Below are 26,613 nucleotides of genomic sequence, written 5' to 3'. Positions count from 1 at the left end.
GGCATGGCACTGCTGCTCGCCCTCGTCATGGGCCTCAGCGTCTGGGGCGCCTTCGCCGGCGTCCGCATGTACCGCGCGGACGCCAAGCTGCCCGGCGACCTCGCGCTGGCCCTGGAGGTCGGCGCCACCCGCACCGGTGCGGTGGACTCGCTGATCGACCGCCTCGGCATGCGCTACGCCCCCGCCGTCCTGCGCCTGATGGGCCCCAAGCTGGTGGCCCGGTACCGCCGCAGGATCGACCTGGCGGGCAACCCCGGCGGCCTGACCATCGACCGCTACGCCGCCCGCCGCGCGGTCTACGGCTTCCTCGGCGGCGTGGGCGGCCTGGTGTTCCTCATGCGCGGCAGCATCTTCGTCGCGCTCCTGCTGTTCGCCTTCGGCGCGTTCTGGACGGAGGTCGGCATCTGGTCCGCGATCCGCATCCGCAAGGACGTGATCGAACGGACCCTCCCCGACTTCCTGGACGTGCTCGCGGTCGTGGTCAGCGCGGGCCTCGGCTTCCGCCAGGCCCTGGACCGTGTCGCCGCCAAGTACGAGGGCCCCTGGGCTGACGAACTCCGCATCACCCTGCGCCAGATGGACCTCGGCATGAGCCGCCGCCAGGCCTTCGCCGAACTGCGCCGCCGCAACGACTCCGAGCAGGTGGCGATGTTCGTGACGGCCCTGCAGCAGGGCGAGGAGCTCGGCGCGCCGATCGTCGACACACTGGTCGCGCTGGCCAAGGACATGCGCCGCACGGACGCGCAGAACGCCCGCCGCAAGGCCGCCCGCGCGGTCCCCAAGGCCACCATGATGATCACCACCTTCATGGTCCCGGCCACGATGATCCTCCTCGGCGCGGGCCTGCTCCTCGGCTCCGGCGTGGACTTCGGCTCCGTCACGGGCAAATAGGGGGCGACGAGGACATGACCCCGGCCAACGAGCGCGTCGGCCTGCTGCGCCGCCGCCCCAAACCCCCGGAGATCACCACCCCTCCGGCGGGCACGGTCCTGCCCGCCCACGTCCGCACGGGAGCCCCCGACATCCCGGTCACCTCGGTGACCCCGGCCCTCCCACCCGGCTGGGAACCCGCGACGGCCGCCCTCCCGGCGGTGCCGCAGCACACGAGCCCGTGGACGGGCGGCACGCAGCCGGCGGGGACGGACGCCGGAGGCGGGGTCGGCGCGGAGCGGACGGTGCGGATCGGGCGGAGGGGCGGGAGCCCGGCGGTCGGCACCGGGGCGCCGGGTGGGCCCGGTGGGCCTGGTGTACGGGATGCGTCGAGTGCGCCGGAGGTGCCGGTACCGGCCGCGGCGGCCGGGCCGTCGGCGACGACGGCGGGGACCGGCTCGCGGTCTGGAGCCGGGTCCGGGCCCGCCGGGCCGATGGCGGCACAGACCGGCCCTGCCGGTTCTCCTGGCCCCGGCCGTCCTCCTGGCCCCGCCGGTCCTCCCGCTCCCGCTCCTGCCGGGCCACCGCCCGCCGCACCGCTGCCGCCGAACGAAGGCCCCCCCACCGCCGACGCGGGCGCCCCCCGGGACACACCCGCACCGACCGGACCGACGGCCCCCGAGAAGACGGCCATCCAGATCAACGCGCTCCAGGCCATGTGCCGGCAGGTCTTCGGCTTCCGCCTGGCCATGATCGCCCTGGCCGCCCCCTCCGCCCTGGTCAACGCCGCCCCCGGACTGGCCACCCGCCTGGTCGGCGCGGCCGTCGTGGTCACCTTCATGGGCTCCTACGTCCTCTTCCGCGACTGGGAACGCTTCGGCCCCCTCCTCCTGCGCCACCCCAGCCTCCTGGCCGTGGACACCCTCTTCGGCTCGCTGCTCCTGGTGTCCGCGGGCCCCGACACCACCCTCGCCTACGTCAGCGTCTGCACCCCGCTGCTCGCCGGCCTGGTCTACGGCTGGCGCGGCGCCGCGGCCTTCGCGTCCCTGCAGTCCCTGATCCTCCTGCTGGTGCTCACGGCCGGAAGGCACGCGCACCCGCATCTGGCGCAGGTGGCACTCCTGCCAGGACTGTGCGTCATCAGCGGGGCGGTGGGGTCCACCCTGCGCAACCTCATGCTCCGCTTCGGCGAGGCCACCGAGGCCCTCACCACCGTCCAGGCCCGCCTCGCCGTCACGGAGGCGGTCGCCGCCGAACGCGCCCGGCTGGCCCGCGAGATGCACGACTCGGTCGCCAAGACCCTGCACGGCGTGGCCCTGGCCGCCGACGGGCTCGCCGGTTCGGCGGGAGCCGAGCGCATGGACCAGGCGCTGGTCAGGCAACAGGCCGAGCTGGTCGCCCGCTCGGCCCGCCGCGCCGCCTCGGAGGCCCGCGAACTCCTGGCGGACCTGCGCCGCGAGTCCGACCCCGGCCACGGTACCGACGTGCTGGTCGAACTGGCGGCCCGTACACGGGACTTCAGCAAGCGGACCCGTCTGCCCGCCACCTACCGCCCCACCGGCGAGTACGCCGTCCCGCCGGTCCCGCCCGCCGTGGCCCGTCAGCTCCTCACGATCGCCTCGGAGGCGATGGAGAACGCCCACCGCCACGCCGAGCCGACACGGGTCGACGTACACGCCGGAGTCCACGACGGCCTGCTGCGCATCAGCGTGTACGACGACGGGCGCGGCCTGCCCGCGGGCACCAGCCTCGAACAGCTGCGCCGCGCGGGCCACTTCGGCCTGGTCGGCATGGTCGAGCGGGCCGCCTCCGTCGGCGCCCGCATCCGCATCGGCCGCGGCGCCCACCCACGGGGCACGGAGGTCCGCCTGGAACTCCCGCTGGCGGCCCTGACCGGACCACCCGCATGACACCGGCGTACGGATCCCGCACCATCCCGTCCCCCCACCCACCATCCGAGAGGAGGCCGCAGATGCCGGACCGGACGACATCCCACCCCGGCCCCCAGCAGTCCCCGCCCCCGAACCCCTTCGAGGGCTTCCCCCGCCCCGCGCCGAGCGCACCCCTCAGGGTCGTCGTCGCGGACGACAACCCCGTGGTCCGGGCCGGCCTGACGGCGCTGCTGTCCGGCCGCGCGGACATCACGGTGGTCGCGGAGGCAGCAGACGGCCGCGAGGCGTGGGAGGCGGCCCAGCACCACCGCCCCGACGTCGTCCTGCTGGACGTCCGTATGCCCGGCGTGGACGGCATCTCCGCACTGCCGTACCTCGTCCGGATCGCCCCGGTCGTGATGCTCACCTACAGCCGCGAGTCCGAGATCGTCCAGGAGGCGCTGCGCCGCGGCGCGGGCGGATACCTGGTGCACGGCGAGTTCACGGCGGATCAGCTGGTGGCGGCGGTAAGGGACATCAAGGAGGGCAGGGCCCATTTCACCCCCACGGCGGCAGGGGCGCTCCTGGCGCAGTTGCGCCAGGATGACCGGAGCCCCGGGAGCGGGGGACCACTCCCCGAGGGCTTGGGAGGTGCGACTGCACACACGTCCGACCTCGCAACAGGCGGCGTTCAGGCTATTTCTGCAGAAAACCTTTCGCAACTGCAACCGAATGTGGGAGAGTCGTCGTCTGGATGGACAGGTGGCCGTCCGGCCGCCGTCGACAGGTCGAGGTTCCAACTCAGCACGAGGGAGGCGGAGATCATGGACCTCATCGCGTCCGGCATGACGAACCAGCAGATCGCCGCCACCTGCTTCATCAGCGAGAAGACGGTCAAGAACCACATCAACCGCATCTTCGCCAAACTCCACAGCACCAGCCGCGCGGAGGCCGCGGCGAAGTGGCTGGGCACGGCTCCGGGCTCCGGACGAGGGGTGGGGTGAACTGCAATGACAGTACGGGGGAACGGGTGGGCCTTGCTTTGGGCCCGGAAATGGGCCCTGGGACCCTCCGGTGGATCGGGCCTCCCGGCCTACCTTTCTCGTGTCGTGAGCGACACCGAGACCGAGCCTGGAGGGGAACACCATGAGCGACCTGATGCTGAAGACGGCCGTTGCGACCCAAGTCCGCGTGAACGGATGGAAGAACACCACGGTTGGGGCCGTTCGGCGCCGCGCCGGCGACAAGGGGCAGACCGCGGTCGAGTACCTGGGCATCATCGCGGTGGTCGTGGCGATCGTGCTGGCGATCACCGGCACGGACATCGGCAAGACGATTCTCGACAAGATCAAGGCACAGGTCACCAAGGTCGCTCCTTGATCCGACCCCGCAAATACGACGACGCAGGGCAGGCTTTCCCCATCTACATCACGGTGGTGGGGGGCCTGCTCTTTCTCGCGTTCGCCTACTTTGCGGTCGGTCAGGCCGCGGTGAACAGGAACGGCGCTGAGACGGCGGCCGACGCGGCGGCGTTGGCGGCGGCACAGGACACCCGGAAACAACTCGCGGGCGCATGGGTGAAAGACGTGCGCGACCCGACCAAGTGGCAGGACATCTTCCACGGCCAGAACATGGAGTTCGGGGGATGCGCGCGGGCCTATCAACTCGCTGCGCAGAACGACGCGGGCGTGACCGGGTGCAACCCGAATCCGTGGCGCATGAGCTACACGGTCGAGGTCCAAGCGACCAAGCCCGTGGGGAACTCGCTGGTCCCCGGTACGGAGAGTCAGCGCTCCCATGCGTCTGCCACCGCCGTGATCAGGCCCCTCTGCACCTTCAAGCCCCTTAGCGACAACGCCGGGGGCGATGTGCTGCCACAGCTCAAGTGCAGGGACAGGACCTGGCCCCTGGATCCACTCCACCTCACCGATCTTCCTGGCCCCGAGGACCTGTTCGACGTCCACCTGGCCGACTCCGACTGACAAGCGAACGACGAGTGAAGAAGGAAGCAGAACGATGAGCATTCGGTTCACTGCGAAGGCCCGTAGGGGGCTGGTCGCGTTGACCGTGGCTGCCGGATTGGCCTTCGGCGTGGCCGGTTGCGGTGGCAGCGACGGCGACAAGAAGCCGCAGGGTTCGGCGTCAGCCTCGAGGGGCAGCGGATCCGGGCCAAGTGCTCAGGAAGGGCAGTCGGATGAGCCCTTGGCCGAGCTGAGGGGTCCCGACGGTCTCGTTCTGAAGATCACGTCGGCCAAGAGGGACACTGGCGGGTTCGTCACCGTCAACGGCGAGCTGAAGAACGACGGGGGCCAGACCGCCGTTCTTTCCTCTCAGCTCACCGGCAACGAGACCGAGATCATGAAGAACGGCCAGTCCTTCGGTGGCGCAACCCTGGTGGACTCCCAGGGCAAGAAGCGGTACTACGTGCTGAGGGACACCGATGGACGCCCCCTGACCACGACAGGTGTCCAGGACGTCAAGGCGGGCGCCACCGTCGCGGTCTTCATGCAGTTCCCGGCGCCACCGGCCAATACGACCGAAGTGAGCTTCCAACTGCCCACCTTCTCCAGCGGCACCATCCAGATCTCCGGCTGAGGCGGCCGCGATGACCCACACCCCTGGCGGGCGCCCACGTCTCGCCCTCGCGCTCACCGCCGCCACCGTCATGGTCGCCGCGAACCTCTACGGCGCCGTCGTCGCGCACGCCGACGACAGCCCCAGCGTGCCCCCGGGCACGGAGGCCTCCGCGTCCGCCCCCGTGAAGGTCGACCCGAACGACCCGGACCTGAAGCTGCCGGAAGGCGCCACCCTCGCCGCCCCCAAAGTCCTCGACATCAAGTCCGTGGTGGAGGACCAGGGCGGCGAGGAGCGCCGTTCGGACACCAACACGGACGTGACCTTCGCGCTCCAGGCCGAGGTGCTGTTCGGCAAGGACAGCGCGAAGCTCGGCGACGAGGCGAAGTCCCGTATCGCCGCGATCGCGGAGGAGATCAAGAAGCAGAAGTCCACCCACGTCCGGGTCTTCGGCTTCACCGACAACCTCGGCTCCTCCGCCCACGGCGACGTCCTGTCCAAGCAGCGCGCCAACGCCGTACAGGACGTCCTGGACCAGGACCTGAACGACTCGAACATCACCTTCGAGGTCCGCGGCTACGGCGAGCAGTACCCGATCGCCGACAACTCCACGGAGGCCGGCCGCAAGAAGAACCGCCGGGTGGAGGTGTCCTTCCCCCGCACCCAGAGCTGATCACCGCACGAGGCGACCGGCCCTCCGCGCCCCGATCTCCCGGATCGCGGCGCGGAGGGCTTTCGGCTGTCGGTGGGCACCGCGTCGTGTGCTTTGGGTGCCGAATTGGGCCCACGGGCCCATCCTGGGCGGGCGCTTCCTTCCTAATCTCCCCCTAGTTGTGTGCCGACGTGGGGGGGGGAGGGGGCATGGCCTCGGTCGGGGGAGTGCCGGAGTTCGAGGGACCGTGGTCGTCCGGGCGCGGTGGGCGCCGCGGGATGCCGCGGTCGCTGGCGGTGGCACTGACGCTCGTGCACGTGCTGTTCGTCGCCACCGTGCTCGGCGGGGTCGGGCTGCTGCTGACCGCCTCGTCGTACGACGTCCTCGACGGAGGCGTGATCGCCCTCGTCGCCTACGCGGCCGCGCCCGGTGTCCTCGGGTGGTGGCTGGCCCGGCGGACGTGGGAGGGCGGGGCCCGGGTCAGGCGCGGGCTGATCGCCGTTCAGGTCTGGCTGATCCTCGGCGGGCTCACCAACCTCGCCGCCGGTTCCGTCCGCGGGGGCGTCCAGCTCTTCCTCCCCGTCCTCATCGTCTACTTCCTGCTCCAGTCCGAGAGCCGGGAGTGGTACGGACTCCCGGAGCTGGAGCGGGCCGAGCGCCGCCCGTTCTCGCTCGCCCGGATGATCCGGTGGCGGCGCGGCGGCGACGAGGGGCAGACCGCGATCGAGTACGCCGGCCTGGTCTCCATCGTCGTCGCCATAGTGACCGCCCTGGTGGTCAGCGGTCTCGGTACGCAGATATACGGGGGCATACAGGCCCAGGTGTGCAAGGTCGTCGGCATGGGCTGCCCGGCCCCGGCGAACGGCACCGCCACGGACGCCTCCGGCACCACCCCCGACGGCCGGAGCACGGACGGCCGGAACCCCGACGGCCGGAACACCGGCCCCACGGGCGGTGACACGACCACCGACAGCGGCACGAACAGCGACGGAAACGAGAGCGGAAACGAGAACGGCAACGGCGACCAGAACGACGGGGGCAACCAGGGCGACGGGGGCGACCAGGGCGACAACGAGAAGAAGGACGACGGCTGCTTCTCCGGTGTCGGTGCCTTCTTCGGCTGCGCCGGCGACCAGGTCAAGCAGGTCGGCCAAGGCCTGTTCGTCGACGGCGTGTGGGGTGACGTCACCGGCATCTACGGCATGGTCCGCCACCCCCTCGACACCCTCAAGGGCATAGGCGACTACGGCAAGCAGCTCGGCGAGGACTGGTGGGACAACTCCCAGGGCGCCCGCGACGAGTGGTCCAAGGGCGACTACTTCGGCGCCGTCTGGGACTGGGGCGGAGCCTCGCTGAAGACCGGCGGCACGGTCCTCTACGACATGTTCATCGGCGACGACGTCGCGAACGACTGGAAGAACGGCGACAAGACCCGCGCCGTCACCCACGTCATCTGGAACGTCGGCTCCCTCTTCATCCCCGGCTACGACGCCGCCAAGGTCGTGGAGAAGGTCGGCGAGCTGGGCAAGCTCGCGAAGTTGGGCAAGCTCGCGGAGAAGGCGGGCAAGGCGGCCGAGGACGCCAAGAAGGCGGCCAGGGCGGGAGACGTCGAGGGCGCCGAGAAGGCGGCCAAGCAGGCCGACGAGGCGGCCGACGAGGCCGAGAAGAAGGCCAGGCAGTCCGGCTGCACCCTCTCCGCCCCGGCCCGCGGGACCCCGTACGGCGACGGCCCGCGCGATGCCACCCCCGGCACCCTCACCGGCGCCCCCGGCACCGGCACCACCGTCCTGGCCGCCGGCGCCTCCTCCCCATTCGTGATCCTCGCCGAGGACGGCTGCGACGAGGAGGCCAAGAAGGAGGCTCAGGAGGCCCGCAAGCAGGCGGACGAGGCGGACAAGACGTCCGACGACATCCAGGCGAAGAAGAAGGAGTGGGTCGCCGGTCCCGACGTGGAGGGGCCGGCCGCGGGGAAGACGCTGAAGTTCCCGCACCCCAGGCACACCGTGGCCGGCGCCAAGCACGGCCAGGTCAGGCCGAAGAACAGCGTCATCCTGAAGGGGCACGAGGGCGATGTGGCGGCGGACATCAAGGCGATCGCCGAGAACAAGGCCGTGTGGAACAAGCAGACCAACCGTTACGAGATCAACGGCCGTACTTACGGAATCGAGGACTCGGGGCGGATGTACCCCGATTCGGGTCCGGGGATCGTGATGATGGACCGTAACGAGTACGCGGCTCTGACGGAGATAGCCAAGGCAAATGGCGACGTGAACGCCCCCGCGCTGACGAAGAACCCGCGATTCGCCAACAATCCGGAGGCCGTGGCCAAGGCCAAGAAGGTTTACGACGGGACGTACAAATGATCTACGACCTGCTGCTGACCGGGAGGCCGGTACGTGCCGCCGTGCTTGCCGGCGCCCTGATCGAGGCAGTGGGTGCGGGCGAGGTCGACGTCGATGTCGCGGACCGGGACGGTGACCAGAGCACACGGGACTGGGCCGCGCCCGTGCTCTGCGGCTACAGCGGACTCCGCGGTGACGTTTCCATGTCGCTGGACATCTACGTCCTCGACGAGCTCTTCGACCAGGTTCCCTCCGAGGCGGAGTTCGCCGGTCGACTGGCCTCGGCAGTCGGGGCCGCAGTGCTCTATCCGGCGATGGAGGACGTCCCGTCCGCCTACTGGGTCGCCAGCCCCTCGGGTGGGACCACTCGTGCCCGGCTGCTGTCCTCGGACGACGAACCACCAGTGCACACGATCGACGCGGTGGCCTCCGCCGTCGCTGAGCTGCCGCATGTCCCTGTCTCCGAGTTGCCCGAGATCGCTCGGGAACTGCATACGAACAAGGGCGATGCCGATCGATGACCCCCGGCCACCTGCTGCCCATGGGCATGCGTGAGCTGCCCTCGCCCTGGAACGACCTCACCCGTTGCAGGCGTCCCGCCCTTGCGGAGCTCTTGCCCACGCACGCGGAGCAGGCGCTCGAGGTCCTGCGGGCCTCCCTGCCCGAGCACCGCCACAGTGTGCACGACTGGGACGAGTCGCTGCGGGACTTCTACGACGACCGCGACGACCACACCCTGGATGAGGCCGACGCCTGGCTGCCCCGGCTCATGCCGACCACCGCCGACGTCACCCGGGAACGTATATCGCAGGTGCTCGTGAAGTGGTCCGAACTCGGCATCCCCACGGTGTCCTCGCCACCGACGCGGGAGCAGATCGACACCACGGCCGCCGCATGGGCCACCTCGGTACGGCAGGCCCTGGCCTCCGACGCGTTCGCCCTCCTGGAGCGCGCGGCCCACCTAGGCCACGACGGCGAGGCGGCCCGGCTCGCCAAGGCCTACGTCCGCGTCGGCCTGGCCGTGGAGCCGGAGGTCCGCCTGCTCCTGGCCCTCGGCCGGCCGCGCGGCGAGGAGGCGTTGCTGGAACTCGTACACGACGACAAGGTCCGGGACTTCCGCCCGTACGTCCGTTCGCGGCTCCTCCTGCTGCGCCGCCCCCGTTACGAGGCGCGCGTCCAGGAACCGGCTCCTGGCGAGGAGCCCTCGCTGCCACCCGTCGTACGAGAGCTTCCCTACGGATGGGCCGCGGGCTTCCAGTGGCCGGCCGATCTGCCGGCGACCGAGCAGAACGTCGCCCGGGCGCGGGCGATCCTCCAGGCCTGCCAGCCGGCCGAGCCCGTGCCCGATCCGGTCCCCGCCCCCACCTGGGGCGGGAGGGAGAGCGAGGACGAGGAGCCGCCCGCCTGGCTCGAGGTGCGGCAGGTCATGCGGGACCTGATGCCGTATGCGCGCCACGTCACCCGGGAGCGAATGATCGAGGCGATGCGGGAGTGCGCGCGGCTCGGCATCCCCGGCGTTCCACCGGAACCGGACGGAGAGGAAGGAGCACGGTTCGTCCGGCGGTGGACGACGTGGATCGGCGGCTGGATCGCCGGCGAGGTCTTCACCTGGCCCGGTCTGTACGTCGACGACGAAGCCCTCGTCACCCCGTGGACGATGGAACTGGCCGAGCGGTACGCGCGAAGGAGGAGACCGCCGACGGCCTCACGGAGGAGGGGCTGGCGCTCGGCCTGGTCATGGATCTGAACCGCTGACCCGTCGTCCGAGGCGGTCCCTCTACTCCGCCTCCACCACTACCCGCACCCCCGCCCGCAGTCCCCAGCCCGCCATCACGCCCGCGTCCGTCTCCAGCACGTGCCGGGAGCGCAGGCGGGGCAGGCCCAGGCGGTTCGGGGGCATGGTGCGTACCGCGAGGACGGTGAGGTCGCGGTCGAGGTAGGCGACGTCGATGGGGAAGCGCATCCGGAAGGTGTGCACGCTGTTCGCGGGCGAGAGCAGGATCGCGCCGTCGACGGTGTCCCGGCCGAGCAGGCCCCTGGTGCGGGCCCGGTACGAGGTCGCCAGCTCCAGCGGGACCGTCACCGGTGCCGCTCCGTCCCCGTGCACGGTCAGCTCGCCCCGACCGTCCCGCCAGCGCCGTCCCATCCCCGCCCCGCCTCCGCCCGTCGTACCGACGTACTCCCGCGTACTCCCGTACGGCCAGCACCGTATCCACGAGCAGGCGGCCGCACATGGGCCCACGGGCCCATCCACTTCACGGGCCGACCCGGTACGGAGGGTTGATTGGGGCGAAAGGTTCCGTTCGCGCCAGTGATTCCTTGCACACTCTTTGCGATCCAAAGAGATGATCTTTACTGCTAGAGTCCCTTTTCGACCGACCGGCACGACCAACCGGTCGGGTGTGAATGCAGGGGGAAGAAGCGCATTCGGGGGGCCGTTAAGTTTGGACGCCTACCGGCGTTCCCGCACGTCCTCTTCCCCCTTGGAACTGCAAGGGGAAGTCTACGTGAAACCCATTCGCATACGTCTGGCCGCCGTGAGCGTGCTGGCCGCTCTTGGCGTGGCCGCAGCCGCCCCCATGGCGATGGCCGATGAGGTGCCGACGCCGGTGGTGACGTCCGCGCAGGAGCCCGAAGCGGCTCAGGCGTTGCAGGCGCTGCTCGACAGCAAGGACCCCGAAGTGCAGGCCTTCATGGCCGAGTTCGGCGGCCAGGACCTGGCGGCGCTCCAGCAGGCGGCCGCGGCCCCCACCAAGCCCGGCGGGGGCATCACGGCCCTCAAGGTGCCCAAGTGGGGCCAGATCGCCTCCGCACTGAAGAGGATCGCCGGCTTCACCAAGGCCGTGGCGGGCAAGTACGACGACTTCAAGCGGTGGGTCGACTCCCGCCCGTGGTACGTCAAGTACGCCATCAAGGCCGTCTCTCCCGGCCTGAGCCTCTACGACATCTGGTGGCACTTCAACCACTGAGTCGTCGGTGAGCCGTCCGGCCCGCTCCCCGCGGGCCGGACCGCGCCGAAGGAACGACCCCGAAAGGAAGGGCAATGGCGAACGGCCAGTCCGCGGACACCGGTTCCCCCGTCACCGAGGGCACCTGGGGTGTGCCGCTGATCGTGCTGATCCCGGTCGCGCTGCTGCGGGTGTTCACGGGTCTCTCCACGCCGTGGCTCGTGGCGGCGTGGGTGCTGTGGGGGCTCGCGCTGCTGCTGACGGGCGTCGGCTGGGTGCAGGTGGTCCGTCACGGCCCGCGGCGGGCGAGGGGATGGTCCGCCTGTGTACCGCTGCACTGTGCGCTCCTCTGGCTCGGGGCCCAACTGGTCCTCGCCCCGGCCGAGTAGGCGGGCGGCCCTGCCGCGGGGCCCCTGGTTCCGTCGGCGGGACCGGGCCCCGGCCGCGGTGTCCTGCGTGCGGGGCGTAAATGGGAGGCGGGCGGCGATCGTGTCCTGCGAGCATCGGGGCATGGCAGACAGCGGGCACCGCAGCTTCGAGGACCTCGTCGCCGAGGGCGCCGCCGTGCCCACCGAGGGGTGGGACTTCGCCTGGTTCGAGGGGCGGGCCACGGAGGCGCGGCCGTCCTGGGGGTACGCCGTCTCGGCGGCCGGAAGGCTGGCCCGCGCGCGGGCCGCGCTCGATGTTCAGACCGGGGGAGGGGAGGTCCTCGACTTCGCCCTCGGCCGGGCCGGCCGGGTCCCCCCGCTCGTCGCCGCCACCGAGGGCTGGCCGCCCAACGCCGCCGAGGCCACCGGACTGCTCCGCCCGCGCGGCGTCGTGGTCGTCGCCTCGCCCGACCACGCGCCGCTGCCGTTCGCCGACGGCGCCTTCGACCTGGTGGTCAGCCGGCACCCCGTGCGGCCGCAGTGGGCGGAGATCGCCCGCGTCCTCGAACCGGGCGGCACGTACTTCGCCCAGCACGTCGGGCCCGCCAGCGCCTTCGAGCTGGTCGAGTGGTTCCTCGGGCCGCAGTCCGAGGCGGTGCGCGGCGGCCGGCACCCCGACCGGGAGCGCGCCGACGCCGAGGCCGCCGGGCTGGAGATCGTCGATCTGCGCGCCGAGCGCCTGCGCATGGAGTTCCACGACATCGCCGCCGTCGTCCACTTCCTGCGCAAGGTGATCTGGATGGTCCCCGGCTTCACGGTCGAGGCGTACGCCCCCCGGCTGCGGGCGCTGCACGAACGCATCGCGAGCCACGGCCCGTTCGTGGCCCACAGCACCCGCCACCTCTTCGACGCCCGCAAGCCGACGCGAGCGGGCCGGCCGGTGGGCTGACCCGCCGCCACGCCGCCACGCCGCCACGCCGCCACGCCGACCCCCGCCGCCACGCCGGGCCGCCGCCGTGCTGTCCCGCCGCCACGCCGACCCACCGGCCGCCGCCACGCTGTCCCATCGCGGTATCGACCCGCTGTCCCCTCGCCGCGCCGCCCCACCGACCCGCCGATCCGCCCCCGCGCCCCCCTTCCGCACGCGCGCCGATGGATGGCCGGGAAGCGACCGTCCGGAAAGTGCCCCTGAAGGGCAGGTCAGGGCGTCCCGTTCTTCACATCGTTATCGCCCGCCCCTCGCGTCACCCGCCCGCCCCACGTAAGTTCAGACCAAGGCAATTCGCGTGAGCAAAGCTGCGCGGGCGGTACCGCGCGGTGGAGGGGGCCGCGCGGTGCCGTGCCCGCCTGCTCGGGGCCCCGTCGCCGTGGCTCGCGGGGCCGGGGCGGAACGCGTGCCGGCGTCAATCGGGCGTTCGCGGCCGGGTCGCCCGGGGGAGGGACGCGGGGGCGACGCGCCGCATGGTCACCAAGAAGGCCCAAACCCTGCGGTTCTCGCCGCATGCCGCCCGATTCACCTGTGAATCCGCTGTGATCCGGCCACTCCAACCCCCGGAATGACAGCCTCCAAGCCTCTCGCGGCGTCGCCGGGCGACTCCGGAGAGTAGTTGTTGTACGCCGATGCACGCGACATCACTTACGAAGGGTTATGGTGGAAACCCCCCCTCGGGCCGGTCCGTCTCCCCCCCACGGACCGGCCCGTTTCTTGTAGGAGCTCCGGGGGGAGCGTCTGATGCATCCGGGCGCGCACGAGCACCCGTTGGGGGGACCCTTGCCGGGTCGGGGGTAGGCTTCGCCCCCGGGGACCGCCATACGGACGAGGCCGCCGCGCGGGCAGGGATCGCCCCCGGCCGCGCCTGTCCGATCCAGACGGAGGGGCTGACGAACACGTGAACCTGCGCGACAAGCTGCGCGGCCTGCTGGTCAGGCTGTACGCACGCCGGGTGGAAGGTCACCTGGACCACGCTCAGGTGCCCAAGCACATCGGCGTCATCATGGACGGCAACCGCCGTTGGGCGAAGGCCGCGGGTTCCAGCACCGTCCACGGTCACCGGGCCGGTGCCGAGAAGATCGAGGAATTCCTCGGCTGGTGCAGCGAGACGGACGTGGAAGTCGTCACCCTCTGGCTGCTGTCCACGGACAACTTCGACCGTCCCCAGGAGGAGCTCGTCCCGCTCCTCGGCATCATCGAGGACGTCGTACGGACCCTGGCCGCCGACGGCCGCTGGCGCGTCCATCACGTCGGCAACCCCGACCTGCTGCCCGCGCAGATGCAGACCGCGCTGAAGGAGGCCGAGGAGACCACCGCCCACGTCGACGGGATACTCGTCAACGTCGCGATCGGCTACGGCGGCCGCCAGGAGATCGCCGACGCGGTCCGCTCCATGCTGCTCGACGCCCACGACAAGGGCGTCGCGCTGGAGGACGTCGCAGAGTCCGTCGACGTCGACATGATCGGCCGGCACCTCTACACCGGCGACCAGCCCGATCCGGACCTGGTCATCCGCACCAGCGGCGAGCAGCGGCTGTCCGGATTCATGCTCTGGCAGACCGCCCATTCGGAGTACTACTTCTGCGAGGTCTTCTGGCCGGCCTTCCGCAAGGTCGACTTCCTGCGGGCCCTGCGCGACTACGCCGCCCGCCACCGGCGCTACGGCGGCTGATCGCCGCGCGACCGCCGACACGGCCGCTGACCGGCGGATACGCCACCCGGCGCACCTTCGCCGCGGCCCGGCGGACCCGGCTTCGGAGGGTCCGCCCGAAAGGCGCATGGATACCCCTTCAGAGGCGGATGTAACGCGGAGTTCACACGTGCGCCGCCCCGTGCATTTGCATGACGGCGCATGTTCGAGGGCATAAGCCAGACAGGTCGACACCCGAACCACGGGTGTCGGATCTCAGCGGGCGGCACGGGGCCGTCCGCCCGGGAGGCCCTTTGCACCAGCCCGACCGTGCGGTCACAGCACGGACGCAGCCGCGGAGGGCCGGTCCTCGGCCCGCCGCGCGCGGGTGCCGTCGACCGGCCCAGCTCCATCTCGTCGCTCCCCGACCTCATCCGAGGGGGTACGTCCTTCCGTGGTGACCAGCACAAAGCGCCGCAAGCCCGACCGGCGCACCTATGTTCTCGACACCAGCGTCCTGCTGGCCGACCCGAACGCCCTGAGCCGCTTCGAGGAGCACGAGGTCGTGCTGCCCGTAGTCGTGGTGACGGAGCTGGAGGCCAAGCGGCACCATCCCGAACTCGGCTACTTCGCCCGGCAGGCCCTGCGCCTGCTCGACGACTACCGGGTCCGGTACGGCCGTCTCGACGCCCCCATCCCGATCGGGGACCTCGGCGGAACGCTCCGCGTCGAGCTCAATCACTCGGACCCCAGCGTGCTGCCCACCGGCTACCGCCTGGGGGACAACGACTCCCGCATCCTCGCGGTCGCCCGCAATCTGCAGGCCGAGGGGTTCGACGTCACCGTCGTCTCGAAGGACCTGCCGCTTCGGATCAAGGCCTCCTCGGTCGGCCTGCTGGCCGAGGAGTACCGCGCGGAACTCGCCATCACGGACGCCTCCGGCTGGACCGGGATGTCCGAACTGACCCTGTCCGCGGAGCAGGTGGACATCCTGTTCGAGGCCGGGCGCGTCCAGGTCCCCGAGACCGACGGCCTGCCCGTGCACACCGGGCTGACCATCCAGTCGGAGCGGGGCAAGGCGCTCGGGCGGGTCACGGCCGACGGCGACATCCGCCTGGTGCGCGGCGACCGGGAGGCCTTCGGCATCAAGGGCCGCAGCGCGGAGCAGCGCATCGCGCTCGACCTGCTGCTCGACCCGGACGTCGGCATCGTGTCGATGGGCGGCCGGGCCGGCACCGGCAAGTCGGCGCTGGCGCTGTGCGCGGGCCTGGAGGCGGTGCTGGAGCGCCGTCAGCATCAGAAGGTGATGGTCTTCCGCCCGCTGTACGCGGTGGGCGGGCAGGAGCTCGGCTATCTGCCCGGCAACGAGGCGGAGAAGATGAGCCCCTGGGCGCAGGCGGTCTTCGACACGCTGTCGGCCGTCACCAGCCGCGAGGTCATCGAGGAGGTCACCGCGCGCGGGATGCTGGAGGTCCTGCCGCTCACCCACATCCGCGGCCGCTCGCTGCACGACGCGTTCGTGATCGTGGACGAGGCGCAGTCCCTGGAACGGAACGTGTTGCTGACCGTCCTTTCCCGGATCGGCGCCAATTCACGGGTCGTTCTGACTCATGACGTGGCACAGCGGGACAATCTGCGGGTCGGTCGCTATGACGGTGTCGTCGCCGTCGTCGAGAAGCTGAAGGGCCATCCGCTCTTCGCGCACGTGACGCTGACGAGGTCCGAGAGGTCCCAGATCGCGGCCCTTGTGACCGAAATGCTGGAGGAGGGGCACATCTGATCGAATCCGCCCCCGAATGCCCCGTCTCGGGGCGATGGAGCGGAAGTTGGCGCCGTCCGGTAAAGGCCGAGAGCCTAGCCGGGCGGCGTCGGCGTGTGCGGAGGTTTCTCGAAATCCCCAGGGCCAAACACGGTGTGAGCTTTCACACGCATTTCGGAATTGCCTTGCGGTGCGGGGTTGCGGCAGAGTCTCACTCCTGTCAGGCCCCGCATACGACACACCTGTGCCCCCAGCGGTACAGCACCACCTGAGCATCACAGCCAACTCCATAGCGTCGTCGTATGCCGCCCGAGCACCACGTGGCTCTCCCGTAAGGGAGTTGCCCAGCGGGCCCGTGCCTCCGTGACCCGCAGTTGGGAGGCCAGTGTCAGGGGGCACGATTGCGTCCGCCAGGGTCACCGAAGCGGGCGATGCTGGAAGGAAAACCGTGTGAGCCGGATCTCGGTCCGGGGATTCGCAGTGGCCTCGGCCACCGCGGTCACCGCTGTCGGAAGCGTCGTCGGCGTTGCCTCGGGCAGCACCGCGCAGAACAACGACGCCGAAGCGACGGCAGCCGACGCGACGACGCTTCTTGCGGACATACCCGCGGGTCAGCAGGCCCAGGTGCAGACCGCCTCCCTCGCGCAGCAGGCCGACGCACAGGCCATCGCCGCGGACGCGGGCGCGAAGAAGGACGCGGAGGAGGCCGCCCGCAAGGCTGCCGCCCAGACCGCGATCGCCAAGAAGGCGGCCGCCGAGAAGGCGGAGCAGGAGGCCAAGGACCGCGCCAAGGCCAAGGCCGAGGCGGCCAGCCGCAGCGCGAGCCGGGACTCCTCCAGCTTCGCCGTCCAGAGCTCGTACACCGCCGCGCAGATCCAGGCGATGGCGCGCCAGATGGTCGCCGCCGACCAGTTCCAGTGCTTCAGCAACATCGTGAACCACGAGTCGAGCTGGAACTACCAGGCGGTGAACGCGTCCTCCGGCGCCTACGGTCTCTTCCAGGCGCTCCCGGCCGGCAAGTACGCCTCCGCCGGTGCCGACTGGCGGACCAACCCGGCCACCCAGATCAAGTGGGGCCTCAACTACATGAACGAGCGGTACGGCAGCCCCTGCCAGGCCTGGTCGTTCTGGTCGGCCAACCACTGGTACTGAGCCCGAGCGGCCCACGGCGCCCGTAGCGATCGTCCGGCGGGCGCCGCTCTCAACCCCGCGCAGCCCCTCCCCGTCCTAGGGGGAGGGGCTGTCGCCATGTACCGTGACGGAACGACTCCTGGGGGGAGTGGTGGGGACGGACGGGGGAAGAGGACGGATCATGTCGAAGGTGCCAGGGTGGCTCGGCCGGCTCGGCGCCGGACTCACCGAGATGGGTGAGCGGTTGGACGAGCGCCGCGCGGAGGCCGAGAAGGAAGACACCGGGTCCGTGCCGGAACAACCGTCGGGGGACACGGTACCCGTGCCCGACCGCGGGGTAGCCGCCCCGGCCCGTCCCGACCCCGTCCAGGCCGTGCCCTGGGGCGTACGGGTCGCGGCGGAGGCCGGCTGGCGGGTGCTGGTGCTGGCCGGAACCGTCTGGGTGCTGATGCGGGCCATCAGCGCCGTCCAGCTCGTGGTCCTCGCCTTCGTGGCCGCGCTGCTCATCACCGCGCTGATGCAGCCCACGGTCGCGCGGCTGCGCCGCCGCGGACTGCCGCGCGGTCCGGCCACCGCGCTCACCGCGATCCTCGGCTTCGTCATCATGGGGCTGATCGGGTGGTTCGTGACCTGGCAGGTCATGGAGAACATCGACACGCTCTCCAGCCAGATCCAGGACGGCATCGACGAGCTGCGCAAGTGGCTGCTGCACAGCCCCTTCCACGTCACCGACAAGCAGATCAACCAGATAGCCAAGAACCTGCGCGACGCCGTCGGCGCCAACACCGACCAGATAACGTCGGCCGGGCTGGAGGGCGTCACGGTCGTGGTGGAGGCGCTGACCGGCATCCTCCTGACCATCTTCTCGACGCTTTTCCTGCTGTACGACGGGCGGCGGATCTGGGAGTGGACCCTGAAGCTGGTGCCGGCGGCGGCCCGCCCGGGAGTCGCCGGAGCGGGCCCGCGTGCCTGGCGCACCCTGACGGCCTACGTCCGCGGCACGGTGATCGTGGCGCTGATCGACGCGATCTTCATCGGCCTCGGCATCTACTTCCTGAACGTGCCCATGGCCGTCCCGCTGGCCGTGTTCATCTTCCTGTTCGCGTTCATCCCGCTGGTGGGCGCGGTCGTGTCCGGCGCGCTGGCCGTGGTGGTCGCGCTGGTCACCCAGGGTGTCTTCACCGCGCTGATGGTGCTGGTGGTCGTCCTCGCGGTGCAGCAGATCGAGGGCCATGTGCTGCAGCCCTTCATCCTGGGCCGCGCGGTCCGGGTGCACCCACTGGCGGTGGTCCTGTCGGTCGCCGCGGGCGGGATGATCGCGGGCATCGGCGGCGCGGTCGTCGCGGTCCCGCTGGTGGCGGTGACCAACACGGTGGTGGGCTACCTGCGGGCCTACTCCGAGGAGCGCACCGTACGGCTGCCCGCCCGCCCCCGTCAGGAGCCCGCGGCCGTCGAAGAGGTCCCCGCCGACGCACCGGCCGGCGACTCGGCCGGCTGAGCCCGGCGGCCGGGCCCGGCCCCACGACGGCATGACTGCGGCCCCCTCCCACCGCGGTGGGAGGGGGCCGCAGTCATGCCGTCGTGCGACGCGGCCGGAGCTACTCGGCCAGCGCGGCCTCGGCGTCCAGGGTCGTGGCGACCGCCTGGATCACCGCGGCGATCTTGAAGGCCTCCTGGACGGTCTCGCGCTCGAGACCGGCCTTGCGCAGGACCTGCTCGTGCGAGTCCAGGCACATGCCGCAGCCGTTGATCGCGGACACGGCGAAGGACCACAGCTCGAAGTCGACCTTGTCGACGCCGGGGTTGCCGATGACGTTCATCCGCAGACCGGCGCGCAGATTGCCGTACTCGTGGTCCGACAGCAGGTGCCGGGTGCGGTAGAAGACGTTGTTCATCGCCATGACGGCAGCCGCGGACTTGGCGGCCGTGTACGCCTCCGGCGACAGGTTCGCCTTCGCCTCCGGCTCCAGCTCCCGCAGGACGATCGGCGAGCGCGCGGCGATGGCGGTCGCCAGGACCGTGCCCCACAGCTGCTGCGCGGGCAGGTCCGAGTTGCCGATCACCGAGCCCAGGTTGAGCTTCAGGTCCTTGGCGTAGTCAGGAAGGGCGGACTTCAGGGAGTCGAGCGACATGCTCACTCACCGGCCAGCAGCTTGACCGGGTCGAGGGTCTCCTCGCCCTTGGACCAGTTGCAGGGGCAGAGCTCGTCCGTCTGGAGGGCGTCCAGGACCCGCAGGACCTCCTTGGGGTTACGGCCGACGGAGCCCGCGGTGACCATGGTGAACTGGATCTCGCGGTTCGGGTCCACGATGAAGACGGCGCGCTGGGCGAAGCCGTCCTCGCCCTCGATGCCGAGGTCCCGCATCAGCTCGTGCTTGGAGTCCGCCATCATCGGGAAGGGCAGGTCGGTCAGGTCCGGGTGGTCCTTGCGCCAGGCGTGGTGGACGAACTCGGAGTCACCGGAGAAGCCGAGGATCTGCGCGTCGCGGTCGGCGAACTCCTCGTTCAGCTTGCCGAAAGCGGCGATCTCGGTCGGGCAGACGAAAGTGAAGTCCTTCGGCCATGCAAAGACCACCAGCCACTTGCCCTCGTAGGACTTGTGGTGGATCTGCTCGAACTCCTCGCCCTTCTCCAGCGAGACGCAGGCGGTCAGTTCGAACTCGGGGAACTTGTCACCGACAGTGAGCACACGCTCTCCTTGCAGCGAGGAGACACCGGTTGTGCCGGCGTCCCCCATGGGTTGGACGCTGACGATGCTGGCACAGAGTGCATTGATTGCGGAAATAGCTATACTCGGTCAAGTTGATCGGAGGTGGTTATCAGTGACCATGGGTAGTAAGCGCAGGCAGCCGAGCCTCGCACAGCTGCGTGCCTTCGCGGCCGTGGCGGAGCACCTGCACTTCCGGGACGCCGCCGCGGCGATCGGGATGAGCCAGCCGGCGCTCTCCGGCGCCGTCTCCGCCCTGGAGGAGGCACTCGGTGTCACCCTCCTGGAGCGTACGACGCGCAAGGTGCTGCTCTCACCCGAGGGTGAGCGGCTGGCCGTCCGCGCCAAGGCGGTGCTGGTCGAGGTCGGGGCGCTGCTGGAGGAGGCCGAGGCGGTCCGGGCCCCCTTCACGGGCGCGCTGCGGCTCGGTGTCATCCCCACCGTGGCGCCGTACCTGCTGCCCACGGTGCTGAGGCTCGTCCACGACCGCTACCCGGACCTCGACCTCCAGGTTCACGAGGAGCAGACCGCGAACCTGTTGGAGGGGCTGGCCGCGGGGCGTCTGGACCTGCTGCTGCTCGCCGTGCCCCTCGGCGTGCCCGGCGTCGTCGAACTCCCGCTGTTCGACGAGGACTTCGTGCTGGTCACCCCGCTCGACCACCGGCTGGGCGGCCGCGAGGGCATCCCGAGGGAGGCGCTCAGGGAGCTGAACCTGCTGCTGCTGGACGAGGGGCACTGCCTGCGCGACCAGGCCCTCGACATCTGCCGGGAGGCCGGGCGCGAGGACGCGCCGGTCACCACGACCGCCGCGGGCCTGTCCACGCTCGTTCAGCTCGTCGCCGGCGGACTCGGCTGCACCCTGCTGCCGCGCACCGCGCTCAAGGTCGAGACCTCCCGCAGCAACCAGCTCCTCACCGGCAACTTCGCCGAACCCGCCCCCTCCCGCCGGATCGCCCTCGTGATGCGCGGCGGCGCGGCCCGCGGCGCGGAGTACCGGGAACTGGCCGCCGCCCTGCGCGAGGACCTGCGTCCGCTGCCCGTACGGGTGCTCGGCCCGGACGTCGGAAGAGATCGCGGAATCGATCAAATGAGCGCCGAACAAAGCTCTTTGGGTTGCCCGGCTCCTCAAATTCCGTCAAGTGGCGGCAGGTAGGAAGACCCGGGCCGACCTGTGCCCCCCGGTTGATACACATACCCCCTCAGAGTGATGCGTCAGGCGTATGTGCGACAGGCCAAGGGGAGTGATGTCGGATTTCGGAGATTCCCTCGGCCCCCTCGGGTACGCCGAACTGGGGCAGGCGCTGAGCGCGAGCAGCCGCGAGGGGTTCACCGGCGAGCTGCGGGTGTCCGGCCGGCCCGGCGGCGCCTTCCACCTGCGCGACGGACTCGTCGTCGCGGCCGAGAGCCCCGGGGCGCCCGGGGCCATGGCCCTCCTGCTGCGCTCGGGCCGGCTCACCGGCGAGCAGTGGGCCGAGCTGGTCCGGCAGGCGGGTGACGCGCCCTGGCCTGCGGCCGCCCTGATCGCGCACGGGCACGCGGGCGCCGCCCAGCTCAGGGTCATCTGCGTGATGGCGCTGCACGACGCGGCCTTCGCCATCGCGGCCGGGCCGGTCGACGGCTGGGAACGCGCCGCCGGCAGCGAGCCGCTCGCCCCGGTCGCGGTCGGCGAGCCGCCCACCCGCATGATGCAGGAGGTGGGCCGGAAGCTGACCGCCCTGGCCGCCCTGCCGTACCCCGTCCGTCCCGACCGGGAGCGGCCGAGACCCGCCGCCCGCCACGCCCAGGTCACCGAGCTCCAGCAGGAGCTGCTCGGCCACGCCGACGGCCGCCGCACCGCACGGGACCTCGCCTTCCGCACCGGCCGCGCGGTCTACACGGTCACCGTCGAGGTGGGCCGGATGCTCGCCCGGGGCCTGCTGGAGTGCGCCGAGACGCCCACGCCCATCCCCGTCCGGATACCGCCGCAGGTGCGGGTCGTCAGCCACCGCAAACCCCCGCCGCAGCCCCCGGGTCCGCCCGAGCGGACCGGCCCGCCGGTCTCCCTGCCCCGCCGCACACCCGGCGCCAGCGGCATCACCGAAGTCCTCACCCCGCACAAGCACGGGGCGAGCTGGAAAGGCTTCTTCCGCCTGCGGAACGGATCCGCGAAATGAAGAACACGCACCCATGCCATATGTCATGTACGGGAGTTGATTACGTGGATCACGAAGCCCTCGCGCTCGAAATGCGCGGGCTGCGCGAGCAGGTGACCGGAATCACCGACACGGCGGTCGCGGCCGCCGACGGCCTGCTCATCGCGGCCGACACCGCCGACTCGATCGAACCCGAGTCGCTGGCCGCCCTCGCGGCGGCCGGCCTCGGACTCGCCCGGCGCACCGCCGAGGCGACCGCGCGCGGGGTGCTGCGGCAGACGGTGACGTACGGCAGCCACGGCTGCGCCGCCTTCTACGCGGTCGGCGACACCGCCCTGATGGTCGTGCTCGGCGACGAGGGGATGGACATCGACCGGCTGCACCGCGCGACCCGGCCCACGCTGCGGCGCATCGACTCGATCCTGACCGAGAAGGCCCCCGAGGGAGTGTGAAGGGATGGCGACGAAGCGTATGACCGCCGGTTTCTCCGACCAGGTGATGGGCCTGGTCAAGTCCCTGCGGTCCGAGGCGCCCGACTGCCTCGCCGCGGGCGTGGTCGACATGTCCACCGGAATGCTGCTGTCCTACGAGACCGTGGACAACCACCCGCCGGAGGTCCTGGACCTGCTGGCGGGCGCCACCCTGGACCTGTTCCAGGGCCGTACGGTCGTGATGATCGAGGACGTCTTCAAGGAGCGCCGGGGCACCGCGAGCGAGAACCACTTCTTCCAGGAGATCCTGGTCAACAGCGACAACCTGACCCACCTGTTCCTGCGGATGACCGAGCAGCAGGACGTCGTCGCCGTGGTGGTGTGCCGCAAGTCAGTCAACGTGGGCATGCTCTTCGCCCAGGCCCGGCGCGTGGTGAAGGAGTACGGCCTCTGAGCGGGCCCGGCAGCGCGCCGGGCCCCTCCCGGCGAGGGGAGGGGCCCGGCGCGGCGGGCGCTACTCCGTACGCAGCCCGTCCGGGCGCATCAGCCGCAGCAGCGGCGGCAGGCTGAGCAGGGTGACCACGAGCACGACGGCCGCGCCGATGCCGGTCATCGCCAGCACGCTCGCCCAGTCCACGCCGACCGTGGCGTCCGTCATCCGCAGCAGCACCCCGCCCAGCGTCAGCCCCACCGCCGACGCCAGCAGCAGGCCCAGCGTGATCGGGACGGCCGTCTGCCACAGCACCGACAGGCTCAGCGTGCGCCGCCGGGTGCCGAAGGCCACCAGCGACGACAGCAGCTTCCTGCGCTCGCGCAACTGCTCCAGCTGCGACACCAGCAGGCTCGCGCCGATCAGCGCCAGCACGCAGGCGGCGCCGACGAACAGGCCGGTGCGGATGGAGGTGAACTTCCTGGACTGCTCACTGGCCGCCCACAGCATCGGGTCCGCCGTGGGGGCGACGCGTGCCGTGGTGTTCCGTACGTACTCGACCGCGTCCGGCACCGACCGGTCGAGCGAGAGGTAGATCTGCCCGACGACCGACGCCTCGGCTCCCGCGGGCAGCGCGCGCGGGGTCATCAGGAAGCCGCCGTGCCGCACCCCGGTCGGGTCCTTGACCGACCGGGCCGGCTTCAGCCCGCGCGGTACGGTCCAGGCGACCTCCGGGACCGCGCGGTGGCCGGCGTAGGACGGGTCGAAGAAGAGCTTCCTGCCGGGCTCGGCCAGCGCCGGGGTGTCGGTGTCGTACTCGCCGCCGCTGACGACGAAGAGGTCGCCGTCCCGGCAGGAGGGCAGCGCCGCCACCTCGCGCAGGGACGCGCAGTCCCCGACGGTCACCTCGGCGGTGCGCTCCGGCCCCTTCGTCCAGGACGCGTCGCCGAGGCTGCCCCCGTACAGGGCCGTCACTCCGCGCACGCCCCGGGTGCCGGCGTACTCCCGCGCGGCCGGGCCGGTGCGGACCCCGGCGGGCAGGTTCACCTGCATCTGCGCCCGCGAGAGGTCGTTGCGGGAGGCTTTGGTGTAGTCGCCCTGCACACCGGCGAACAGCATCTGCAGCGCGATCGCCCCGGCCACCGCGACCGCGATGCCGTTGACCGTGCGGGCCGCCGTGCCGCTGCTCAACTGAAGCCTGCGCACGGCCAGTTGCCAGGCCAACGGGCCGGAGCCGAGCCGGGCGACCACCGTCTCCACGATCCACGGCAGCAGCGCGGTCACGCCGACCAGCAGCAGGACGACCCCGCCGGTCACCAGGTACTGGTTGAAGTCCCCGCCGGTGTGGCCCTGGCCGGCCATCGGGGAGAGCATCCCGAGACCGCCGAGCGGCGGCAGCAGCCGCCACCACAGCCGCCGCCGCGCGGGCTTGGCGGTACGGACCACGCCGAGTGGCTCGATCACCACCCCGCGCAGCGCGAACAGGGTGACCAGCACCGAGGCCGCCGGGACCGCGACGGCGACCAGCAGCGCGAGCCCGAGCGAGGGGTTGAGGTAACCGGGGAAGACGCTGACGTCGAGGATCTCGACCGAACCAGCGATCTGCCGGCCGGTCAGGAAGAAGACGGTGCCGAGGACCAGACCGAGCAGGGAGCCCGCGAGCGCCTCCCCGGCCGCGATCCGCCGGGCCATCCGGCTGTCGGCGCCGACCAGCCGAAGCGCGGCCAGCCTGCGGTCGCGCCGCTCGCCGCCGAACCGCACCGCGGCCGCGATGAACACGGCGACCGGCATGAGCAGCACCACGAAGACCACGAGCACGAGCAGGATCAGCACCGGGTCCGTCCGTTCGGACGTCGGACGCGGCTCGCCGTACTCGGTGATCCGGGCCACCGTCGAGCGGTTGATCAGCGGGGCGAGGTGCTCGGCGCCCGCGTAGTAGGCCAGTTCGTGCGAGCCGATCAGGCCGCGCTCGCCGATCGTCCCGGTCACCCGGTACGGCAGTCGCTCCCGCAGCAGCTTCCCGGCGTCCGAGGCGAGGAGGTCCCGCAGCGCGGGGGAGACCACCATCTCGCCCGTCGCCGGGTAGGCCGCCACGCCCGGCGGCAGCGGCGCCCGCGCGCCCTCGGGCTCCACCAGCCGCCCGCGGACGTCCTTGTCGTGGTAGCGCGTGTCGACGTCCGCGATCACCAGGGTGTCGTCGGCCCTCGGCGGGACCTTCTGGCCGTAGGTGTAGTCCTGGCGTGCCGCCTCCCGCGCGTGCCGGGCCGCCAGCGCGTTCGGTATCGCGGTGGTCAGCAGCAGCAGGGCCACGCCGAGCCCGACACCGACCGCCGTCAGCAGCGCCCGGACCCAGCCCTCGCGTCCGCCGGTGAAGGCGAACCTGACCCCCATGCCCAGGTCCCTGGTCCTCCCCCAGGCCCTCGACTCCCCCCGAGCGGGAAGGTGCCCCCGTCGCGGGCTCATACGATCCGCTCCATGTCCCGCGACCTGCCGTCCCGGACGACGATCTCGCGGTCGGAGTACGCGGCCACCCGCGCCTCGTGGGTGACGAGCACGACGGCGGCGCCCGCGGACCGGGCCGTCTCGGTGAGCAGCTCCATCACCCGCTCGCCGTTGAGGGAGTCGAGCGCGCCGGTCGGCTCGTCGGCGAACAGCACCCGCGGCCCGGTGACCAGCGCCCGCGCCACCGCGACCCGCTGCCCCTGACCGCCGGAGACCTCGCCGGGCCGCTTCCGGCGCAGGTCGTCGACCTCCAGCCGCTCCATCCAGGCCAGCGCGGCCCGCTCGGCCTCCTTGCGGGAGGTGCCGTTCAGCCGCAGTGGCAGGGCCACGTTCTCCACACAGGTCAGCTCGGGCACGAGCTGGCCGAACTGGAAGACGAACCCGAACTCCGAGCGCCGCAGCGCGCTGCGGCCGGCGTCGCTCATCGCCGACAGCTCCCGGCCGTCGTAGGTGATCGTCCCCGAGTCGGGGGTGACGATCCCGGCGAGGCAGTGCAGCAGCGTGGACTTGCCGGAGCCGGAGGGGCCCATCACGGCGACGACCTCGCCGGGGTGGATGGAGAAGTCGGCGCCGTCCAGCGCGGTGGTGGGGCCGTAGGCCTTGCGCAGGTCCTCGGCGGTGAGCAGGGAGCCGGGGGGAGGTGCCGTACGGGTCATGCGGTCACCGCCGCACGGAGTTTCTCCAGGCGGGCGGCGGTCAGCTCCAGCCAGCGCAGGTCCGCCTCCAGGTGGAACAGCGCGTGGTCGCAGATGAGCTGGTCGGCCAGGTCGCCCTTGCGCTTGCGGTCGGTGAGGATGCGCATGCCGCGCAGGTGCTCGGCGCGCTGGGTGTCGAGGATGTCGGCGGCGTCGCGCCGGGTGAGCAGCGCGAGGACGACCTTGGTGTAGAGGGTCGACTGCAGGTACGGCTCGGGCTTCTCCGGTGTGGCGAGCCACCGCTCGACATCGGTGATCCCGGCCTCGGTGATGGCGTACCGCTTGCGCTCGGGGCCGTCGCCCGCCTCGATGCCGTCGACCTCGACGAGCCCGTTGCGCAGCAGCCGGGACATCGTCGAGTAGACCTGGCCGTAGTGCAGCGGCCGGTCGTGACCGAACTTCTCGTCGAAGGCCCGCTTGAGGTCGTAGCCGTGGCGCGGCCCGGACTCCAGGAGGCCCAGAAGGGTGTGACCGATGGACATGGCCGCACTCTACACACGGTGTATACGTCGTGTGTATACGCGCCGTGGCCGACCGGTGGCGGCGGGTGCGGCGGCACAGGTGGGGGCCGATTGTCACG

General features: G+C 71.5%; 27 protein-coding genes. 21 read left to right on the top strand and 6 right to left on the bottom strand.

All coding sequences use genetic code 11. From position 1 onward, the window contains the following. Positions 1–3: 3 nt before the first annotated feature. From ACIQ9G_RS12150 to ACIQ9G_RS12105, 10 genes are all read left to right on the top strand, one after another. Positions 4–891, top strand: coding sequence for a DUF5936 domain-containing protein (locus tag ACIQ9G_RS12150; protein ID WP_403608380.1), 888 nt, complete (start codon positions 4–6; stop codon positions 889–891). 473 nt (positions 892–1,364) lie between these two features. Next, positions 1,365–2,780, top strand: coding sequence for a sensor histidine kinase (locus ACIQ9G_RS12145; protein ID WP_403608809.1), 1,416 nt, complete (start codon positions 1,365–1,367; stop codon positions 2,778–2,780). 62 nt (positions 2,781–2,842) lie between these two features. After that, the gene (locus tag ACIQ9G_RS12140; RefSeq protein WP_403608379.1) at positions 2,843–3,745 is read left to right on the top strand and encodes a response regulator; all 903 of its coding nucleotides are present in this window, start codon (positions 2,843–2,845) and stop codon (positions 3,743–3,745) included. Between the two features lie 142 nt (positions 3,746–3,887). Further along, positions 3,888–4,121, top strand: a complete 234-nt coding sequence (locus ACIQ9G_RS12135; protein WP_403608378.1) for a hypothetical protein — start codon at positions 3,888–3,890, stop codon at positions 4,119–4,121. After that, positions 4,118–4,723, top strand: a complete 606-nt coding sequence (locus tag ACIQ9G_RS12130) for a pilus assembly protein TadG-related protein (protein WP_403608377.1) — start codon at positions 4,118–4,120, stop codon at positions 4,721–4,723. Before ACIQ9G_RS12135 ends, ACIQ9G_RS12130 begins: the two co-directional genes overlap by 4 nt. Positions 4,724–4,757: 34 nt before the next feature. Beyond that, positions 4,758–5,336: a hypothetical protein gene (locus ACIQ9G_RS12125; RefSeq protein ID WP_403608376.1), complete on the top strand. Its 579-nt coding sequence runs from the start codon at positions 4,758–4,760 to the stop codon at positions 5,334–5,336. Positions 5,337–5,346: 10 nt separating this feature from the next. Further along, a complete protein-coding gene (locus ACIQ9G_RS12120; RefSeq protein WP_403608375.1) occupies positions 5,347–5,988 on the top strand; it encodes an OmpA family protein in 642 nt (213 codons plus the stop codon). A gap of 188 nt (positions 5,989–6,176) precedes the next feature. Further along, positions 6,177–8,330: a Flp family type IVb pilin gene (locus tag ACIQ9G_RS12115; RefSeq protein ID WP_403608374.1), complete on the top strand. Its 2,154-nt coding sequence runs from the start codon at positions 6,177–6,179 to the stop codon at positions 8,328–8,330. After that, positions 8,327–8,830, top strand: coding sequence for a hypothetical protein (locus ACIQ9G_RS12110; protein WP_403608373.1), 504 nt, complete (start codon positions 8,327–8,329; stop codon positions 8,828–8,830). The genes ACIQ9G_RS12115 and ACIQ9G_RS12110 overlap by 4 nt, the downstream gene beginning before the upstream one ends. After that, positions 8,827–10,056 (top strand): hypothetical protein, encoded by a 1,230-nt coding sequence (locus tag ACIQ9G_RS12105; protein ID WP_403608372.1) that lies wholly within the window; start codon positions 8,827–8,829, stop codon positions 10,054–10,056. Before ACIQ9G_RS12110 ends, ACIQ9G_RS12105 begins: the two co-directional genes overlap by 4 nt. 30 nt (positions 10,057–10,086) lie before the next feature. On the opposite strand, the gene ACIQ9G_RS12100 is transcribed toward ACIQ9G_RS12105, so the two are convergent. Continuing rightward, the gene (locus ACIQ9G_RS12100) at positions 10,087–10,455 is read right to left on the bottom strand and encodes a DUF192 domain-containing protein (protein ID WP_403608371.1); all 369 of its coding nucleotides are present in this window, start codon (positions 10,453–10,455) and stop codon (positions 10,087–10,089) included. Between the two features lie 361 nt (positions 10,456–10,816). Between ACIQ9G_RS12100 and ACIQ9G_RS12095 the strand changes: the two genes are divergently transcribed. From ACIQ9G_RS12095 to ACIQ9G_RS12065, 7 genes are all read left to right on the top strand, one after another. Then, on the top strand, positions 10,817–11,278 hold the full coding sequence (locus tag ACIQ9G_RS12095) for a hypothetical protein (RefSeq protein WP_403608370.1): 462 nt from the start codon (positions 10,817–10,819) through the stop codon (positions 11,276–11,278). 74 nt (positions 11,279–11,352) lie between these two features. After that, positions 11,353–11,646: a hypothetical protein gene (locus ACIQ9G_RS12090; protein ID WP_403608369.1), complete on the top strand. Its 294-nt coding sequence runs from the start codon at positions 11,353–11,355 to the stop codon at positions 11,644–11,646. A gap of 121 nt (positions 11,647–11,767) precedes the next feature. Beyond that, positions 11,768–12,574: a methyltransferase domain-containing protein gene (locus ACIQ9G_RS12085; protein ID WP_403608368.1), complete on the top strand. Its 807-nt coding sequence runs from the start codon at positions 11,768–11,770 to the stop codon at positions 12,572–12,574. Between the two features lie 940 nt (positions 12,575–13,514). Then, positions 13,515–14,288 carry an isoprenyl transferase gene (locus ACIQ9G_RS12080; RefSeq protein WP_403608367.1) on the top strand — a complete coding sequence of 258 codons (774 nt, stop codon included), beginning with the start codon at positions 13,515–13,517 and terminating at the stop codon, positions 14,286–14,288. A 412-nt stretch (positions 14,289–14,700) separates the two neighbouring features. Beyond that, positions 14,701–16,026, top strand: a complete 1,326-nt coding sequence (locus ACIQ9G_RS12075) for a PhoH family protein (RefSeq protein ID WP_403608366.1) — start codon at positions 14,701–14,703, stop codon at positions 16,024–16,026. A gap of 429 nt (positions 16,027–16,455) precedes the next feature. Further along, complete coding sequence (locus ACIQ9G_RS12070; protein ID WP_403608365.1) at positions 16,456–17,157, top strand: transglycosylase SLT domain-containing protein; 702 nt, start codon at positions 16,456–16,458, stop codon at positions 17,155–17,157. 160 nt (positions 17,158–17,317) lie between these two features. After that, positions 17,318–18,634, top strand: a complete 1,317-nt coding sequence (locus ACIQ9G_RS12065) for an AI-2E family transporter (RefSeq protein ID WP_403608364.1) — start codon at positions 17,318–17,320, stop codon at positions 18,632–18,634. Positions 18,635–18,734: 100 nt separating this feature from the next. Here ACIQ9G_RS12065 and ACIQ9G_RS12060 read toward each other — a convergent pair whose 3' ends face one another. Beyond that, on the bottom strand, positions 18,735–19,268 hold the full coding sequence (locus tag ACIQ9G_RS12060; RefSeq protein ID WP_403608363.1) for an alkyl hydroperoxide reductase: 534 nt from the start codon (positions 19,266–19,268) through the stop codon (positions 18,735–18,737). Positions 19,269–19,270: 2 nt separating this feature from the next. Then, entirely contained in the window at positions 19,271–19,825 is a 555-nt protein-coding gene (locus tag ACIQ9G_RS12055; RefSeq protein WP_392190974.1) for a peroxiredoxin, read from the bottom strand. 139 nt (positions 19,826–19,964) lie between these two features. On the opposite strand from ACIQ9G_RS12055, the gene ACIQ9G_RS12050 reads away from it, so the two are divergent. From ACIQ9G_RS12050 to ACIQ9G_RS12035, 4 genes are all read left to right on the top strand, one after another. Further along, complete coding sequence (locus tag ACIQ9G_RS12050) at positions 19,965–20,996, top strand: hydrogen peroxide-inducible genes activator (RefSeq protein ID WP_403608808.1); 1,032 nt, start codon at positions 19,965–19,967, stop codon at positions 20,994–20,996. Positions 20,997–21,087: 91 nt separating this feature from the next. Next, on the top strand, positions 21,088–21,996 hold the full coding sequence (locus ACIQ9G_RS12045) for a MarR family transcriptional regulator (RefSeq protein ID WP_403608362.1): 909 nt from the start codon (positions 21,088–21,090) through the stop codon (positions 21,994–21,996). Positions 21,997–22,067: 71 nt separating this feature from the next. Further along, positions 22,068–22,427: a roadblock/LC7 domain-containing protein gene (locus ACIQ9G_RS12040; RefSeq protein WP_403608807.1), complete on the top strand. Its 360-nt coding sequence runs from the start codon at positions 22,068–22,070 to the stop codon at positions 22,425–22,427. 4 nt (positions 22,428–22,431) lie between these two features. Then, complete coding sequence (locus tag ACIQ9G_RS12035) at positions 22,432–22,860, top strand: hypothetical protein (RefSeq protein ID WP_403608361.1); 429 nt, start codon at positions 22,432–22,434, stop codon at positions 22,858–22,860. 60 nt (positions 22,861–22,920) lie between these two features. Here the strand turns inward: ACIQ9G_RS12035 and ACIQ9G_RS12030 are convergent, their stop codons facing one another. The 3 genes from ACIQ9G_RS12030 to ACIQ9G_RS12020 all read right to left on the bottom strand — a co-directional run bounded on the left by ACIQ9G_RS12030 (position 22,921) and on the right by ACIQ9G_RS12020 (position 26,515). Next, positions 22,921–25,227 carry an ABC transporter permease gene (locus tag ACIQ9G_RS12030; protein WP_403608360.1) on the bottom strand — a complete coding sequence of 769 codons (2,307 nt, stop codon included), beginning with the start codon at positions 25,225–25,227 and terminating at the stop codon, positions 22,921–22,923. Positions 25,228–25,295: 68 nt separating this feature from the next. Then, entirely contained in the window at positions 25,296–25,994 is a 699-nt protein-coding gene (locus tag ACIQ9G_RS12025; RefSeq protein ID WP_403608359.1) for an ABC transporter ATP-binding protein, read from the bottom strand. Further along, on the bottom strand, positions 25,991–26,515 hold the full coding sequence (locus ACIQ9G_RS12020) for a PadR family transcriptional regulator (protein ID WP_356191880.1): 525 nt from the start codon (positions 26,513–26,515) through the stop codon (positions 25,991–25,993). Before ACIQ9G_RS12020 ends, ACIQ9G_RS12025 begins: the two co-directional genes overlap by 4 nt. Between the last annotated feature and the right edge of the window lie 98 nt (positions 26,516–26,613).

Origin of the sequence: Streptomyces sp. NPDC096152 (assembly GCF_044763235.1) — a bacterium.
GTDB lineage: Bacteria > Actinomycetota > Actinomycetes > Streptomycetales > Streptomycetaceae > Streptomyces.
The sequence above is the reverse complement of the archived record's forward strand: the minus strand, read 5'-3'. Positions and strand labels throughout refer to the sequence as shown.

Excerpts from the sequence above, each read along its gene's own strand:
- ACIQ9G_RS12030 (WP_403608360.1), bottom strand. The coding sequence starts at position 25,227 with ATGGGGGTCAGGTTCGCCTTCACCGGCGGACGCGAGGGCTGGGTCCGG.
- ACIQ9G_RS12035 (WP_403608361.1), top strand. The coding sequence starts at position 22,432 with ATGGCGACGAAGCGTATGACCGCCGGTTTCTCCGACCAGGTGATGGGC.
- ACIQ9G_RS12105 (WP_403608372.1), top strand. The coding sequence starts at position 8,827 with ATGACCCCCGGCCACCTGCTGCCCATGGGCATGCGTGAGCTGCCCTCG.
- ACIQ9G_RS12115 (WP_403608374.1), top strand. The coding sequence starts at position 6,177 with ATGGCCTCGGTCGGGGGAGTGCCGGAGTTCGAGGGACCGTGGTCGTCC.
- ACIQ9G_RS12050 (WP_403608808.1), top strand. The coding sequence starts at position 19,965 with ATGGGTAGTAAGCGCAGGCAGCCGAGCCTCGCACAGCTGCGTGCCTTC.
- ACIQ9G_RS12045 (WP_403608362.1), top strand. The coding sequence starts at position 21,088 with ATGTCGGATTTCGGAGATTCCCTCGGCCCCCTCGGGTACGCCGAACTG.
- ACIQ9G_RS12025 (WP_403608359.1), bottom strand. The coding sequence starts at position 25,994 with ATGACCCGTACGGCACCTCCCCCCGGCTCCCTGCTCACCGCCGAGGAC.
- ACIQ9G_RS12100 (WP_403608371.1), bottom strand. The coding sequence starts at position 10,455 with ATGGGACGGCGCTGGCGGGACGGTCGGGGCGAGCTGACCGTGCACGGG.
- ACIQ9G_RS12145 (WP_403608809.1), top strand. The coding sequence starts at position 1,365 with ATGGCGGCACAGACCGGCCCTGCCGGTTCTCCTGGCCCCGGCCGTCCT.
- ACIQ9G_RS12135 (WP_403608378.1), top strand. The coding sequence starts at position 3,888 with ATGAGCGACCTGATGCTGAAGACGGCCGTTGCGACCCAAGTCCGCGTG.
- ACIQ9G_RS12060 (WP_403608363.1), bottom strand. The coding sequence starts at position 19,268 with ATGTCGCTCGACTCCCTGAAGTCCGCCCTTCCTGACTACGCCAAGGAC.
- ACIQ9G_RS12150 (WP_403608380.1), top strand. The coding sequence starts at position 4 with ATGGCACTGCTGCTCGCCCTCGTCATGGGCCTCAGCGTCTGGGGCGCC.
- ACIQ9G_RS12140 (WP_403608379.1), top strand. The coding sequence starts at position 2,843 with ATGCCGGACCGGACGACATCCCACCCCGGCCCCCAGCAGTCCCCGCCC.
- ACIQ9G_RS12090 (WP_403608369.1), top strand. The coding sequence starts at position 11,353 with ATGGCGAACGGCCAGTCCGCGGACACCGGTTCCCCCGTCACCGAGGGC.
- ACIQ9G_RS12120 (WP_403608375.1), top strand. The coding sequence starts at position 5,347 with ATGACCCACACCCCTGGCGGGCGCCCACGTCTCGCCCTCGCGCTCACC.
- ACIQ9G_RS12040 (WP_403608807.1), top strand. The coding sequence starts at position 22,068 with ATGCGCGGGCTGCGCGAGCAGGTGACCGGAATCACCGACACGGCGGTC.
- ACIQ9G_RS12020 (WP_356191880.1), bottom strand. The coding sequence starts at position 26,515 with ATGTCCATCGGTCACACCCTTCTGGGCCTCCTGGAGTCCGGGCCGCGC.
- ACIQ9G_RS12125 (WP_403608376.1), top strand. The coding sequence starts at position 4,758 with ATGAGCATTCGGTTCACTGCGAAGGCCCGTAGGGGGCTGGTCGCGTTG.
- ACIQ9G_RS12110 (WP_403608373.1), top strand. The coding sequence starts at position 8,327 with ATGATCTACGACCTGCTGCTGACCGGGAGGCCGGTACGTGCCGCCGTG.
- ACIQ9G_RS12065 (WP_403608364.1), top strand. The coding sequence starts at position 17,318 with ATGTCGAAGGTGCCAGGGTGGCTCGGCCGGCTCGGCGCCGGACTCACC.
- ACIQ9G_RS12085 (WP_403608368.1), top strand. The coding sequence starts at position 11,768 with ATGGCAGACAGCGGGCACCGCAGCTTCGAGGACCTCGTCGCCGAGGGC.